Source organism: Candidatus Eisenbacteria bacterium, from assembly GCA_013140805.1.
GTDB lineage: Bacteria > Eisenbacteria > RBG-16-71-46 > RBG-16-71-46 > RBG-16-71-46 > JABFRW01.
Genome location: JABFRW010000172.1, coordinates 16451 through 30955, shown reverse-complemented (window position 1 = coordinate 30955; position 14505 = coordinate 16451). Strand labels below are relative to the sequence as shown.

Below are 14505 nucleotides of genomic sequence, written 5' to 3'. Positions count from 1 at the left end.
GCGGTGAACGGGATGGGGCAGTTCACCTGGAAGTCGCGAGTCGAGGCCGGCAAGAGTCTCGCGCTCACCTACACCTGGCACTACTTCTGGCGCTAGGGCCCCCCGGGAGTGCGCGGCAATTTCGAGACTCCCCCACCGAAGCGACCCCGGCCAGCGTCTCCCTCAAGGCTCAGCACCATAGTTCCGATACTTCGAGCGGTCGGGCATCGCCCCGAGAGCGGACCACGGAGAGGGACGACATGCATCGGGTGCTCGCGGTCGACGACAATTCCCGCAACCTCGCGATCGTCGAGAAGACACTCGACGGCGCATTCCAACTCGTCACGGCATCATCGGGCGAGCAAGCGCTCGAGATCGCTCCGTGCTTTCGCCCCGATCTGATCCTGCTGGACATCATGATGCCGGGTATCGACGGCTATGAGACCTGCCGGCGTTTGCGTGCTCTCCCAGCGGTCGCCGCCGCCAAGATCATCATGGTGTCCGCGCGGGCGACGACCTCGGACCGGCTCGAGGGCTACGCGGCTGGCGCGAACGACTACGTAACGAAGCCGTTCGACTCCGACGAACTCCTGGCCAAGCTGCACGTCTATTTGCGGCTCAAGTCGATCGAGGAGATCGATCAGTTGAAGTCGGACCTGCTGGGCCTGCTGAGTCACGAGACGGCGACGCCGCTGACCACGATTCTCGGACCGGCCTCGATTCTCCTCGAGGACCCGAGTCTCTCCCCCGATCATCGTGAGTTCGTGAAGATGATCCACCATGGTGGGGTCCGACTGCAGGCACTCGTCGAGAAGGTGGCTTACCTCAGCCAGCTCAAAGCAGGATTCATCCCGCGCGAAGCCCAGACGCTGGATGCCGAGGTGCTGGCCAACCAGGTCCTCAAGAATTCACGCCGCAAGACGCTGCGCGAAGACGTGGCGGTCGAAGTGGTCATGAACGCGACCGTTCGCCTCGAGGGCGATCCGCAACAACTCGGTGTGGCACTCGGCGCGGTGCTCGACAACGCCCTTCGCCTGAGCCCGGCCGGCGGCGTCGTGCGGCTCGAGCTCGTGGAGACCGGCCCCTGGTCGGGATTTTCGGTCTCGGATCGCGGGCCTGGAATCGGGCCGGAGTTCATCGACTTCGTCTTCAATGAATTCGTGGTCGAGCACCTGAAACATCACAGCACCGGACACGGATTGAGTCTCGCCACGGCGCGGGTCATCGTGGAACAGCACGGCGGAAGCCTGACGGTCGAGAGCGCACCGGGCCATGGCGCGACGTTCCGAATGCTGTTGCCGACGAACAACGCCCGGGCGATCGCGGCGTAGTCGGCCGCCAGGCGAACATGGGCATGCCCCGCGGTTTGGACCCACGATTCGCCGGGACCTCGCAGTTCTCGAAGATCCAGACTCGTGTCGGACTGGTGCTCGTCGCGACGACCCTGATGCTCGCGGTGGTCATGTACGCGATGCAGCACAGTCAGAGTCGCCAGATGGAGGCCATGCTGCGTGAGCGCGCGCTCGAATCGCAGCGCGTGCTGGGTCGCATTCTCGAATTGAGGGCGAGCGGCGCGCGTAACCATGCCGACGATTACACGCGCTGGGACGAATTCGTCGAGTTCGTCCACACGCGCGACCCCGAATGGGCTCAGATCAACCTGACCGGTGGGATTCCAACCTTCGGCCTCGACGTCGCGTGGGTGCTCGACGCGCGGCGCCAATTGGTCGTTGGGGCGAATCCGAGTGCCGTGCCGGTGCTCTCCCGCCTGCCGTTCACGGAACAGTCGCTTGCACGCCGGCTGGCACGCGAACCGATCGGTCATTTCTTCGCTTCGACACAGGCGGGAGTGCTCGAGATCTGGACCTCGTCGATTCAGCCGTCGGAGGACTTCAAGCGTTCCACACCGCCCGCCGGCTACTACGTGGTGGGCAGGCTATGGACTCCGGAACGGATCACCGAGCTGGCATCGGTGTCCGCGGGCGACGTGCGCATCGTTCCAGCCAGTGGACTCCCCGCGGGAGTCGAGAGCCGGGCGGAGACCGGCCGGATCGAAGTTCGAGTCCCGTTTCCGGGTATCAACGGCCGTCCGGTGGCGGGGCTCGAGTTCTCAGCCACGTTCGTGGAGGGGCGACGCATCAACCGAGTTCTCAAGCAGTCGTCGATGTTGGCCGTGCTGGGGGCGGTGCTCTCGCTGGTACTGGTGTGGTGGGCCGTGACGCGCTGGGTGGCGCGTCCGCTGGCTGCCATCACGCGCGCCATGCGTGAGGAGGACGCGACCCAGCTCACGCGCGAGGTTCACCGACACGACGAACTGGGCGAAGTGGCACGCCTGGTCGCCCAATTCTTCGCGCAGCGCGATCGGCTGATCGAGGCTCGGAAGGTGGCCGAAGACGCGGCGATGGCCAAGTCCCACTTTCTCGCGAACATCTCACACGAACTGCGCACGCCGATGCACGGAATCTTGAGCTTCTCGCGGTTCGGGATGCGCGACGCGGAATTGGCGACCCGCAGCGAACTCCACGAGAACTTTCTCCAGATCAACCAGTGTGGCGAGAGCTTGCTCACGCTCCTGAATGCGCTGCTCGATCTCTCGAAGCTCGAGGCCGGGCGCATGTCGTTCGCGTTTTCCGACGTTTCGATGGCGCAAGTCGTCGACGTGGCGGCCGATGAGTTCCGATCGCTGTTCCACGAGCAGATGATCGAACTGCGTGTCCACGAGGAGCCGGACCTGCCGCCCGTCGTTGCCGATCGCATGCGCCTGATTCAGGTGTTGCGCAACCTGGTTTCGAATGCTGCCAAGTTCACGCCTGCGGTGGGCGTAGTGGTGATCCGCCTCGAGTCAGCGGGCGACGTGCAGCGCGTGTCGGTGGAAGATTCCGGCCGCGGGATCCCCGCCGGGGAAGAGGAGTTGATCTTCAACAAGTTCGTGCAGGCGAGTCACACGAATCCGCGCACCAGCGGAGGAACCGGGCTGGGCCTGGCAATTTGCCGCGAGATCGTCGAGGCCCACGAAGGCCGCATCTGGGCCGAGAATCGGCTCGAGGGTGGCGCTCGCGTCGTCTTCGAGGTTCCGGTGGCAGGGCCGGCGAGTGCACACGAATCCGATGCCGATCGCGAGTCGGACGCTGCGAGCAAACCGGGCCTGAACGCGAAGCCGATTGCGACTTCGAATATGAATCAACGATGGGGGAGGGCCGCATGAATTCGAACCCGTTGACGCCACTCGCACTGGGCGTGGTGCTGGGATGCGCGGTGCTTCCATGCCGGGCAGGTGCGGAGGCCGAGCCCGACGCCTCGGACAAGTCGCCCGTGGTCGAGTGGAGTACGACCTATGCGTCTCGCTATGCCTTTCAGGGCTTCGACTACAGCGAAGGGCGCCCGGTGTTGCAGCCGTCGACGAGCGTGAGTCTGCGCGGCTTCACCGCCGGACTGTGGGGCAATGTGAATCAGACTCGTCAGGAGCTCGACGAACTGGACGTCACGCTGGAACGTGATTTCGAACGAGGGCGCCTCTCGGGTTCACTGGGCTACGCCTACCTAGACTACCCGCACCGCGAGGATTGGGCGCCGACCCACGAGGCGATTCTGGACCTCGCGTTCGCGGCCCCATTGGCCGCCTCCCTCAGCATGCACTGGGACGCGGCTGCCGGAGCCGGGCGCTACTGGACCTTCGGGCTCGCTCGTGAGTTCGAGAGTGCGCGAGGAACGTTCGCGTTGACCGCGAAGTTGTTCGCTCAAGAGCACTACTACGGCATGACGGGATTCCCCGCGTGCGAGACAGGCGCAGCCTTCGCGGGGGCCTGGGGCGCGATCGCGATCGAGCCCGCGGTGGCTCGCACCTGGGCGTGGGCGAACGGGGACTTTCGCGACGCACTGGCGATCGAGCCGCACTGGATGGGCAGTATCAGCGTGTCGTCTGCGTGGGCGAGGTAAACGACTCGAGCGCGCCTGCGCGCCGCCCTCAATTCGCCCGGCTCCCCTCCGAGACTTCCCTGGGGGTGCCCGGCGCTCCTGGCGCCCGCCGGGTCAAGCGCAATTCTCTTCACGTGATCGGAGTGAGCCATGGCCGCGCCGCCTGAGATCGCCGTTCACCGCGGTTTCTCAGCCTCACGCGATCCCGCGATCGCGGCGGAGGAACTCTATCGGGCGATTGGAAAGCCGGGAGTCTCGTTCGCGACTTTCTATTGCACGGCCGAGTACGACCTCCCGGCGCTTGCGCGCGAACTTCACGCTCGCTTCGGTGACATGCCCCTGATCGGCTGCACCTCGGCGGGAGAGATCAACCCGACGGGCTACACGGACGGCTCGCTCACCGGCGTCAGCATCGTGTCCGATCAACTGACCGCCGAAATCGATCTCATCGATTCACTCGACAGCTTCGTGCTTTCGCGTGGCGAACAAACCGCTCACAACCTCCTGAACCGATTTCTGCAGCGAGGCGTCACTCCGACCAGCGCCAACACATTCGCGCTGGTGCTAATCGATGGGTTGTCGGGACAGGAGGAGCCGCTGGTGTTCGCCCTGTCTCGCGCGCTCGGCGGGATGCAACTGTTCGGAGGTTCCGCCGGCGACGACGGACGGTTCAAACAGACCTGGATCTACTACCGGGGGGCCTTTCACGAGCACTCGGCGATCGTCGCGCTCATGCACACGACGCTGCCATTCATGGTATTCAAGACCCAGCACTTCGAGAGCACGGACCAGCGCCTGGTGGTGACGCGTGCCGACCCCGCCACTCGTACCGTGTACGAGATCAACGGGGAACCCGCCGCGCGGGAGTACGCGCGCGTGCTGGGCCTGAGCCTTGATCGGCTGCAAGCCGATGTGTTCGCGGTGCACCCGGTCGCCGTTCGAATTGGTGGAACTCTTTACGTGCGTTCGATCATGCACGCCAACCCGGACGAGAGCCTCACGTTCGCGTGCGCGATCAACGAAGGCATCGTGGTGTCGGTCGCGAAGGGGCTGGATCTTCTCGCCGACCTCGAAGCGCTGTTCGCCGATATTCGCGAACGGCTCGGGCCGCCTGCGCTCGTCCTGGCGTGCGACTGTCTGTTTCGCAAGATGGAGATGGATCAGCGCGGGCTGCGCGGAGCCGTTGGCGAAGTCCTCGCCCGCAATCAGGTGATCGGATTCGCCACCTACGGTGAGCAATTCAACGGCATGCACGTGAATCAGACCTTCACCGGTGTCGCGCTTGGATACCCCCGCGCAGCCTAGCGAGGCGTCCGTCGACCACGAACCGGATCCCGCCGAACTCGCCCGTCGGATCCACAAGCTGGAGCGGATCAACGACGTCCTCATGCGACGCGTCGAGCAGTCGATGGACATGCAGGAGGATGCGTTCCTGCTGTTCCAGACCGCGACGGCGCTCGAAGGCAAGATTCAGCAGCGCACCGCCGCCCTCAATGCCGCGCTGTCAGACCTTGCGATCACCAACCAGGCGCTCGAACGCGCGCGCGACGCCGCCAATGCGGCGAACGCCGCCAAGTCGGCATTCCTCGCCAACATGTCGCATGAACTGCGCACGCCGCTGCATGGCATCCTCAGCTTCGCGCGCTTCGGGCTGCGCGAGGCCGAGGTGGCGGAGCGGAGCGGGCTGCGCGAATACTTCACCCACATCCACGACAGCGGCCAGACTCTCCTCGCGTTGCTGAACGATGTCCTCGATCTCGCCAAGCTCGAATCGGGGCGCATGCACTACGAGTGGGAGTGCGTGGATCTCGAGGACCTCGTGAGCACCGTGATGGAGGAGTTCGGCGCGGTGTGCCGAGAGCGCGGCATCTCGCTGACGATCGTCGGCGACGATCAGCGCCTGCCGGTATGGGGCGACTCCATGCGACTGCGGCAGGTCATTCGCAACCTAATCGACAACGCCGTGCGCTATACGAAGTCGCGAGTCGTGGTATCGCTGTTCGTCGATCAGCTCGCGAAGGTCGCGCGGATCATGATCGCGGATGATGGTCCCGGAATCCCAGAGGACGAACTCGGAGCGATCTTCGAAAAGTTCATCCAGTCGAGCGCCACCGGCTCGGGCGCCGGCGGCACCGGGCTCGGACTCGCGATCACGCGCGAGATCCTCGCGGCGCATCACGGTCGCGCATGGGCTGAGAACCAACCGCACGGCGGAGCCGTCCTGACAGTCGAACTGCCGCTCAAGGCAGAGGACATCGAGGAGACCAGCGACTTGGCGGTCTGAGCGCGCGGAGTGGCAGCGCTCCGGGTTCGCCCTGGAGCGTGGCCCCCAGGATGGGACTGGACCGGCGGCCGTCGGTAGGGACTCCCACCAATCGCTCCGCCGCCGACAGCGCCGCAACCACCGACAGTTGTGCTCCGGCTTCTCGGGCACCTGCCAGGTCCTCGTCGCTGAGCGCTCCCGTCAGGCGCGCTTCGAGGTCGCGCGTGGCGGGAAGTTCGTACGAGAGAAGCGGCATCTTGAGCGTGACTCGCAATGCGGTCGCGGCGGCCAGCAGGCTCGCTGACTCGGCGGGGCGAGTGTCGGCAACCAGGCTCGCAACCGCTTCGAAAATAGGCAGAGCAATCGACGGGTCCGGCATCAGGCTCCAGCTGTGATCGATCTCGCGCGCAAGGGCCATGGCTCGGTCCCAGAGCGCGCGACCGAGATCGTAATCGCGCCGGATGTAGGCCGCGATCCCGAGCTGCAGCAGGCAGAGACAAATGCCGTCTCGAATGCCGGCCTCTTCGTTGATCTGGAGCGACTCCGACTGCATGGTTTCGAGGCGATCGAGGTCTTCGCGCGCCAGTGCGATGACGCTCAGGTTCGTCAGGCAGCCTGCGATCCAGATGGTCGAGTTCGCGCGTCGGTAGTAGTCGAGACTCTTTTCATAGTGTCGTTCCGCCTCGTCATTCTCGCCGCGGCTGAACGCGATGTTGCCCAGGTTCAGGTAGACGCTGCCGATCTGCTGATCGGTTCCGACCTGGGACAGCACCGAGAGCGCCTGCTCGTAGAGCCCGCGCGCACGATCGAGCTCACCCATCCGCCAGGCCAGGTTGCCTGCCCCGACGAGTGCCCTTCCATAAGGCACGCTCTTCCGGTCCGCCGCCGGATGCGCGCGTGCCGCGCTTGAACTACCCGACGCACGGGATCCGCCAACTCAAGGTGCCGTGGGCCGAGCCGGGCTCGCAGTTCACGGCGATGTTCGAGGCACTGGCGATCGATTGGCTGCAGCAGGCGAGCGTGACCGCGGTCTCGAAACACCTCCGCATCTCATGGGACGAAGCCTCGGGGATCATGGAACGCGCCGTGCGCCGCGGGCTGAAGCGTCGCGAGGCCGAGGTCGTGAAGCATGCCGGGGTCGACGAGACATCGTTCGCCAAGCGGCAGGCGTACGTGACGGTGGTCGCCGACCTCGAGCGCTCGCGAGTGCTGTACGTAGCCGACGATCGCTCGCAGGCCAGCCTGGATGGCTATTGGGCGAGCCTCTCGCACGAGCACCTCGGGGCGATCGAAGCGATCGCGATGGACATGTGTGCGCCGTACATCCAGTCGGTGATGTTGAACGTGCCGTTCGCCGACGAGCGGATCGTGTTCGACAAGTTCCACATCGCCCAGAACCTGAACCAGGCGGTGGACCAGGTGCGCCGCATGGAACACCAGCGACTGAGCGCTGAAGGCGACACCCTCCTCAAGGGGACGAGGTTCGACTGGCTGCGGCACCCCGCTTCGTTCACGCGTGCGGCGGGCCAGGAGTTCGATGTGCTGCGCGAGCGCGTGCGCCGCGTCGCGCGAGCGTGGGAACTCAAGGAGACCGCCATGGCGATCTTCGATCTGAAGGCCGCGTGGGCGGCGCGGCGGAACTTCGAGCGCTGGTTCGCGTGGGCGATCCGCTGCCAGCTCGAGCCGATCAAGCGCGTGGCCCGCACCCTGCAGCGGCACTGGGACCAGATCGAGAATTACTTCCGGCATCGGATCACCAACGCGGGGCTGGAGGCGATCAACACGAAGATCCAGGGTGTGAAGCGGCGTTCACGCGGCTTCCGCAGCCGCGAGCGCTTCAAGATGGCCATCTACTTCCACTGCGGCGGGCTCGACCTCTACCCGACCGGCGCCGCGATCAGGCCGTGAAAGCACCCACACGATTCCCGGAAGAGCCCTTAATGTCGAGCCCGCGTGCGCCCACATCGGAGGCAACCAGCACGCGAACCCGGCCGCCGCGGAAGTCATCCATCGCCTGCTTGCGGTCTCGCTTGTCGGCCGCGCCGTGCAGGTCGGCGACCTCGATGTGATGATGCGCGAGTTTCGCTGAAAGGTTCTCGGCTCGTTCATTGCGGTGCACGAATACCATGGCCCGTTCAGGGTGGAGTGCGTGCAGGAGCTTGCGCAGCGTTTCCGGCTCGTCGCGCAGTTCGCAGACGAGATAGAAGTGCTCGATGTTCTCGTTCACTGCCACGGCACCGGCCTGCAGCATGACCCGATCGGGCGCGAGCGTGGCGATGGCCTCCTCGCTCGCGGGCTGTTCGGTGGCCGACGCAAAGATCAGCTGCCGCGCGCGCGGTGCGGCGGCGATGATCGCGCGGATCGCGGGCAGGCTCTCCGTGACCATGAGGCGATCGGCTTCGTCGATCACGATCCATCGGATCGCCGGCGTCTTGAGCCTGCCCATGGTGATGAGTTCGAGGATGCGCCCCGGCGAACCGACGACCAGGTGCGGCTTCATCTTGAGCTTGTCGATCTGACGCTCGATCGAGGTGCCGCCGATCAGCAGCAGCACGCGGATCGGCCAGCCGGTGTTCTGTGTGAGGTCGGTGCACTGCCGCTGAATCTGAATCGCGGTGGGCTCGGTGATCCCCTGCTTCGCCAGGGCCGCGATGAGTTCGGGACGCACTTCGAGTTGTTCGAATGTCATGGTGCTCTGTCCCCAGTCAGCGGCCGGGCCGCCCCCGGGATTCGTGCTCGCCCGCAGATCAGCCGCCACCTCAGCCGCTGAACCATAGCCCAGTTGAGAGTCACGAGCCTGACGCGCTGGCGGACACCGCGACGAGGTCTTGGTCACAACGGGCTCCTGCACTCGTTCTCTGAATCGATTGTGGATAAGCGCCCGGTGGAATCGCTCGAGCGGGAGAGTGGATGAGGTGGCCCCTCTGACTTCCGGACCCATCCGTGTCCGGGGCGAGAGTTCAGAAGCGACCCGCTGGCCGACACTGCCGGACGGGGTGCTCGAGCGCGCCTGCACGGGCGATCCGAGCGCTCTCGGCGAGTTTTTTGACCACTACTTCGCCCGAGTTTTCGCGACCGTTCGGCGCCTGGTTGGAGACCCCACCGCAGCGGAAGACATCACCCAGGACGTGTTCCTCAAAGTTCATCGCCACATGAACCGACTCGACCCCGCGCGCGATCCGGCGCCCTGGCTCTTCACCGTCGCGCTGAACGCCTGTCGTGACTTCTGGCGCTCGGAATCGTGGCGGCGCGCGCGGCGCACCGTGCCACTCGAGGATCCGAGCATCGCGCTCCAGCTCCATGCGAAGGGCGCCGGTCCCGAGCAGGCATTCGCGCAGGCCGAAGACCAACGTCGCCTGCTCGAAGCGATCGATCGCCTCCCGCCGCCGCTTCGCGCCGCGGTGGTGCTCCGCGAATGCGAGGGCCTCGATCATCGCGAGATCGCCGATCTCACTCGTGTCAACTACGCGGCCTCCCGGAAGCGGCATTCCCGCGGGTTGCAGGCACTCGGCGAGTTGCTGAGGGAGGGCGAGTCCCGATGACTCCTCGCCGATTCTCCGACTCCTCGCCGGAAGGCATGCAGCAACAGCTTCGGGCACATCCCTACCCGGCGGCCGATGAGGCATTCCGTCGCGAGCTGCGAGCCGCATTCGTGAACGGCACGATCGCCGAACGGCCGACCGCGATGCGCGATCGATCGGCCCGGCGGCTCTGGCTCCGATGGGCATCGGCCAGTGTGGCCGCGGTCGCGGCGTGTATCGCTCTCATGACGATCAATGCGGGGCCCGCCTGGCGCTCGCTCGGCATGACGGGAGCCACCACGTTGCGCGTCGATGGTCGCGAGGTCGCGCTGGGTTCCGACCCGGGCTGGGGCCGCCTGCTTCGTGCCGGCGCGAGGCTGGAGATTCCCGCCGGTGGCCAACTCGATCTCGAACTTCCAGGACTCGCCATCTTCCAGGCCGTGGGGGGAAGCGAGGTGGTTCTACCGTCGAGTCCGGGTCGCTGGTTCAATCGCACGATCACCGGAACCCTCGCCTCCGGTGAGTTGCGCGTCACGACTGGCGCTCGCTTTCCCGGCACGCGGCTCACGATTCGAACGGCCGAGGCGCGGGCGATCGTCACGGGAACGACGCTCGCGGTGCTCCGCTCACGCGACTCGACTTGCGTGTGTGTGCTCGAGGGGGCGGTTACCATGCGGGGGCCATCGGGAGCGTCCGAGGTCGTGCACGCCGGCTTCCGCCGTTCGGTGTTTGCGGGCGGCCGCGCACCGGTCGTCGAAGCGATTCGCCCGATGGAGATCATGAAGCTCCAGATGTTGCGCGACCAGCTCGGCGCCCCACCCGCGCGCTGAGGCGTCCGTCACAATCCGCCTCGGGAATCGTGCTATCGAACGAGGCACGAGCGCTCGCGCCTTCTTGATCCTCCCGGACCCTCCGTATTCATCCCGTTCGAAGAAGGGGCAACCCATCATGTCCAATCGTCTGGTTTCTGCATTGCTCACCGCGGCGTGTTTCGCCTCGCTGCTCACGGCCATCGGGTGCGGCGATGTTCAGCGCAGCATCGAACCGCAGGCGGGCGCTGCGAGCGTCGCCGTGGCGGGCGAGGAAGCATCCATCGCGAGCCTCGATGCCACGCGGGCCACGACCGCTGCCGAAGAAGAAGGGGACCTGCTGTGGCATGATCACGCGACCCCGATCAAGTCGGCGACGATCATCACCCAGCCCGGTGACTATCGCCTGGTGGCCGATCTCGATGTCGCCGATGGCGATGCGATCGTGGTGCGCGCGAGCGACGTTCGGTTGTGGCTCGGCGACTACCGGCTGCGGGGCCCCGGCAACAAGCAGGGTCGCGCGATCGTGTTGGACGGAGTTCAGCGCGTCTCGGCCTCGGGCGGCCACATCGAGCGCTTCGGCTTCGGCGCGGTGCTGCTCGGCTCGTCGCAGTGCCGCGTGCACGGCCTCGACATTCAGGGCGGCGACGAAACCGCCGATCCCGCGAACGGCAATCCGCCGCAGATCGGCATCATGATGGTCAACAGCGCGATGAATCGGGTGCGCGGCAATTCGATGCGCGGCATCAACCTTGGAATCTTCGTTCGCGGCGGCGGCAGCTACGAGAACTCGATTCGCAACAACGTCGTGGTCGGCGCCCAGCACGGCCTGCTCGGGATTTGCTACAACCCGGCTCCGGGCGGGGATCCGGCCGGCCCGCAGCACGATCGTGTGAGCGGCAACACTCTCGCGCGTTTCGGCACCGGCATCACCGCAAGCGCCCAGTCGGCCCAGAACTACTTCACCGGGAACTCGATTGGTTACTTTGACGTGGCCTACGTTGACCTGAATGGGACCAACGTGTTCGAGCGCAACCGCACGCGCCAGCTCAAGCGTTAGGAACTCCAACCATCCGCCCTGGAACTCGTGCCGCGACCCTGCTGATCGCCACCGCGGCGTTGCTTTTGGTGGTCATGCGGGCGCGCGCACAGAGTTTCTCTCACGCGGCTCTCGACACGGTGCTTCGTCGGCACGTGCGCGAGGGCCGCGTGGACTATGGCGGAGTGGCTCGCAATCGCAGTCCGCTCGAGCGCTATCTCGCGAGCGCTCGCGAGGCGCGGCCCGAGGGTTGGCCGCGCGATGAGCAGGTTGCGTTCTGGGTCAATGTCTACAACGCGCGCGTGCTCGACGGCGTGATTCGGCGCCCAGGGCTCCGAAGCGTGCTCGACGTGGGCCGAACGTTGGGTATCCCCACGATCGCGTTCTTTCGCGAGAAGTCCATAGTCGCTGGCCGCAGGTTGTCGCTCAACGACATCGAGCACGGAACCCTGCGTGCGCGGTTCAAGGATGCGCGAGTTCACTTCGTGCTCAACTGCGCCTCGGCGAGTTGCCCGTTGCTGCCTCCCGAGGCACTCTCCGGCGACCGCCTCGATGCGCAACTCGAGCGCGCGACGCGTCAGTTTCTCACCGATCGCACCCGCAATCGCATCGACCCCGCGCAGGAGCTGGAGCTGTCTTCGATCTTCAAGTGGTACGGCGAGGACTTCCGGGCCGATGCCGGTAGCGTGCAGGCGTTCATCGAACTCCACTGGCCTGTAGCGGAGCGGTTCGCCCGCGCGCTTCCGGTGCGCTTCATCGACTACGATTGGACGCTGAACGGTTCGTGGTGAGGCGAGCGGCGCCTCGCGAACGGCCGATCACCGCGAGGACACTGTGGTCTCGATCGTCATTCCATCCCGAGCCGAGGGCGCCGGACTGCTGGCTTGCCTGACCGCCGCGACGCGGATAGCCGGCGTGGGCGAGATCGTCGTGTCCGCGCATCACGAGTCGGCCGCAACGCGAGAAGCGGCGGAGCACCGCGACGAACGAGTCCGGTGGGTCGAGTGCCCGCGAGCCTCGCGTGGCGATCAGCTCAATCGCGGCACCGCGATCGCGCGAGGCGAGGTGCTGCTGTTCCTGCACGCCGACACCCGGCTGCCGGCGGAGGCGATCGAGCACATGACGCGCGCCCTACTCGACGACGGCGTGGTCGGTGGCGCGTTCCGGCTGGCGTTCGATGCTTCGCATCCGGTGCTCGACCTGCTCTCGGCCGCGAGCCGAGTGGCGTGGCCAACGGCATTCTTCGGCGACCAGGCGATGTTTTGCCGGCGCGAGGTGTTCGAGCAGTTGGGTGGTTTTCGTGATGCTCCGCTGTTCGAAGACGTGGAGTTAGCGCGGGCACTCGCCCGGCGTGGAAAGCTGGTGCGGCTCGATCCCCGTGCGACGACTTCCTCCCGACGCTTCGTCGCCGCCGGCCCGGCGCGACAACTCGCGCGCAATGTCGCCTTGCTCGCGCTTCACTACCTCGGGATCCCCGCGCGAACGCTTGCGAGGAGCTATCGACCGTGACGCTCGGGCTGGTGCTCGCGATGCTGGTCCAGTTGGGATGGCAGTCGACCGAAGCGCTGCGTCTCGATTGGCACGAGGTCGCCTACAGGGGACGCACGCACTACTCGGTCGAACGGGATTCCAGCGACGTCTGGCTCCACGCCGATGCCATCGGGCAGCACTCGGCACTGTTCCACGCGCTCGACGTGAAGCCACAGGGGGTTGGGTTGCGCTGGCGCTGGCGCGTGATTCGGCACCCCGCCGGCGCGAACACGAATCTGAGATCCCGCGACGACCGAGCGGCCGCGGTGTTCGTGCTCATTCATCGCAGCGTGCTTCCATGGCGCACTCGTGGCCTGATCTATCAGTGGGTCGAAGGGCAGGAGCGCGGCCCGTGGAGACCGAGCCCCTACGCGCACGACATCCGCGTGATCACGCTCGAGCATTCCGCGGCGGGCGGCACGTGGCGCTCCGAAGTGAGGGATCTCGAAGCGGACCTGCGCGCCGCGTTCGGGGAGCTGCCGAAGCGCATCGAAGCGATCGGTGTGCTGTCCGACGCGGACAATACTCGCGATCGAGCGATCGCCGACTTCGGTGCCATCGAGGTGAGTATCCCGGGTGACTCGGTGACCGCGGTGCACTAGGCGAAGCCGGCGGCGGCCACTATCGCGCCCACCCGAGCGTCACGATCAGCGGATACTCGACTTGCTCTCCGGTTGCCCAGGTCTTGATCGGAACCTGCGCCCGGAAGCTCAGCGAGCCCACGTGTGCGATCGAATGCCCGAACCCGGCGGTCACCATGAGGTCCGTTCGGCCGAGGTTCCCTTCCTCCTCGACTTCGCCGATCCACTTCTCGGGACTCTCGCGATCGAGCACGAGTCCCGCGCTGCCGCCCCAAGCAGTTCCGAGTTTGCGACCGACGCCGAGTGTCGCGCCGTAGCGATTTCCCGCACGGAAGCCCTGCGAGTTCTCATACAACGAGAATTTCACAGACGCCGTCGCATCCAGGCCGAATGCGCCGACTGATCGCAGTGCGGAGGCGGTCAGAAGGGGATCCCACGTGCCGGTGCCGAACTGAATGTGCTGGTGGAGCAGGCCGAGTCGGCCGAGCGCGAACGGATTGGATTCCGTGCGGCCGATCGGGATCGATGAGCCGACACTCGCGCGGAGGCCCCACGCGCCGTGCTGTTCAGCGATGACCGCCGAGACTCGCGGGTCCGCCACATTCACGAGCGTCTCATTACGATGATGCGTGTCCGGTATCGGAGGCGAGTAGGGAGTTCGCGCGAGGTCCTCGACACGAATGCGGTCACGCACCTGGCGGAGCGGAATCGCGAGCGCGATTCCGAGGCCCGGCGTGATTCCACGAGCGATGGACACGTCGAGTTCGCCGACCAGCAGCCTCTGCACGTGCCAGTGGGGAGCGACGAGCCCGGGGTCTTCCGACTCGATGTGCTCGATGCGAAGCGAGGTCGCGGTCATTGTGGTGCC

15 protein-coding genes are annotated in these 14505 nt (G+C 65.9%); 12 read left to right on the top strand and 3 right to left on the bottom strand.

The features are described 5' to 3' along the window. Positions 1-239: 239 nt before the first annotated feature. The 5 genes from HOP12_13235 (at position 240) to HOP12_13215 (ending at position 6178) form a co-directional block, all read left to right on the top strand. The gene (locus HOP12_13235; protein NOT35105.1) at positions 240-1310 is read left to right on the top strand and encodes a hybrid sensor histidine kinase/response regulator; all 1071 of its coding nucleotides are present in this window, start codon (positions 240-242) and stop codon (positions 1308-1310) included. A gap of 23 nt (positions 1311-1333) precedes the next feature. Beyond that, the gene (locus HOP12_13230; GenBank protein NOT35104.1) at positions 1334-3184 is read left to right on the top strand and encodes a hypothetical protein; all 1851 of its coding nucleotides are present in this window, start codon (positions 1334-1336) and stop codon (positions 3182-3184) included. Next, a complete protein-coding gene (locus tag HOP12_13225; GenBank protein ID NOT35103.1) occupies positions 3181-3915 on the top strand; it encodes a hypothetical protein in 735 nt (244 codons plus the stop codon). The genes HOP12_13230 and HOP12_13225 overlap by 4 nt, the downstream gene beginning before the upstream one ends. Before the next feature lie 129 nt (positions 3916-4044). Beyond that, positions 4045-5199 (top strand): FIST domain containing protein, encoded by a 1155-nt coding sequence (locus HOP12_13220; protein NOT35102.1) that lies wholly within the window; start codon positions 4045-4047, stop codon positions 5197-5199. 82 nt (positions 5200-5281) lie between these two features. Beyond that, on the top strand, positions 5282-6178 hold the full coding sequence (locus HOP12_13215) for a HAMP domain-containing histidine kinase (protein ID NOT35101.1): 897 nt from the start codon (positions 5282-5284) through the stop codon (positions 6176-6178). On the opposite strand, the gene HOP12_13210 is transcribed toward HOP12_13215, so the two are convergent. After that, positions 6135-7025 (bottom strand): tetratricopeptide repeat protein, encoded by an 891-nt coding sequence (locus HOP12_13210; protein NOT35100.1) that lies wholly within the window; start codon positions 7023-7025, stop codon positions 6135-6137. The two genes, HOP12_13215 and HOP12_13210, sit on opposite strands and share 44 nt — an antisense overlap. A gap of 29 nt (positions 7026-7054) precedes the next feature. On the opposite strand from HOP12_13210, the gene HOP12_13205 reads away from it, so the two are divergent. Beyond that, positions 7055-8065, top strand: a complete 1011-nt coding sequence (locus tag HOP12_13205) for an ISL3 family transposase (protein ID NOT35099.1) — start codon at positions 7055-7057, stop codon at positions 8063-8065. Here the strand turns inward: HOP12_13205 and HOP12_13200 are convergent. After that, complete coding sequence (locus HOP12_13200; GenBank protein NOT35098.1) at positions 8055-9173, bottom strand: DEAD/DEAH box helicase; 1119 nt, start codon at positions 9171-9173, stop codon at positions 8055-8057. The two genes, HOP12_13205 and HOP12_13200, sit on opposite strands and share 11 nt — an antisense overlap. Between HOP12_13200 and HOP12_13195 the strand changes: the two genes are divergently transcribed. From HOP12_13195 to HOP12_13170, 6 genes are all read left to right on the top strand, one after another. After that, on the top strand, positions 9154-9699 hold the full coding sequence (locus tag HOP12_13195; GenBank protein NOT35097.1) for an RNA polymerase sigma factor: 546 nt from the start codon (positions 9154-9156) through the stop codon (positions 9697-9699). The genes HOP12_13200 and HOP12_13195 overlap by 20 nt on opposite strands. Further along, positions 9696-10508 carry a hypothetical protein gene (locus HOP12_13190; protein ID NOT35096.1) on the top strand — a complete coding sequence of 271 codons (813 nt, stop codon included), beginning with the start codon at positions 9696-9698 and terminating at the stop codon, positions 10506-10508. The genes HOP12_13195 and HOP12_13190 overlap by 4 nt, the downstream gene beginning before the upstream one ends. 118 nt (positions 10509-10626) lie before the next feature. Then, positions 10627-11547, top strand: coding sequence for a hypothetical protein (locus HOP12_13185; protein NOT35095.1), 921 nt, complete (start codon positions 10627-10629; stop codon positions 11545-11547). Positions 11548-11696: 149 nt separating this feature from the next. Beyond that, positions 11697-12317, top strand: coding sequence for a DUF547 domain-containing protein (locus tag HOP12_13180; protein NOT35094.1), 621 nt, complete (start codon positions 11697-11699; stop codon positions 12315-12317). Between the two features lie 43 nt (positions 12318-12360). Continuing rightward, a complete protein-coding gene (locus HOP12_13175; GenBank protein ID NOT35093.1) occupies positions 12361-13035 on the top strand; it encodes a glycosyltransferase family 2 protein in 675 nt (224 codons plus the stop codon). Further along, positions 13032-13658: a DUF3047 domain-containing protein gene (locus HOP12_13170; GenBank protein NOT35092.1), complete on the top strand. Its 627-nt coding sequence runs from the start codon at positions 13032-13034 to the stop codon at positions 13656-13658. Before HOP12_13175 ends, HOP12_13170 begins: the two co-directional genes overlap by 4 nt. Before the next feature lie 19 nt (positions 13659-13677). Here HOP12_13170 and HOP12_13165 read toward each other — a convergent pair whose 3' ends face one another. Beyond that, complete coding sequence (locus HOP12_13165) at positions 13678-14496, bottom strand: hypothetical protein (protein NOT35091.1); 819 nt, start codon at positions 14494-14496, stop codon at positions 13678-13680. Positions 14497-14505: the final 9 nt, after the last annotated feature.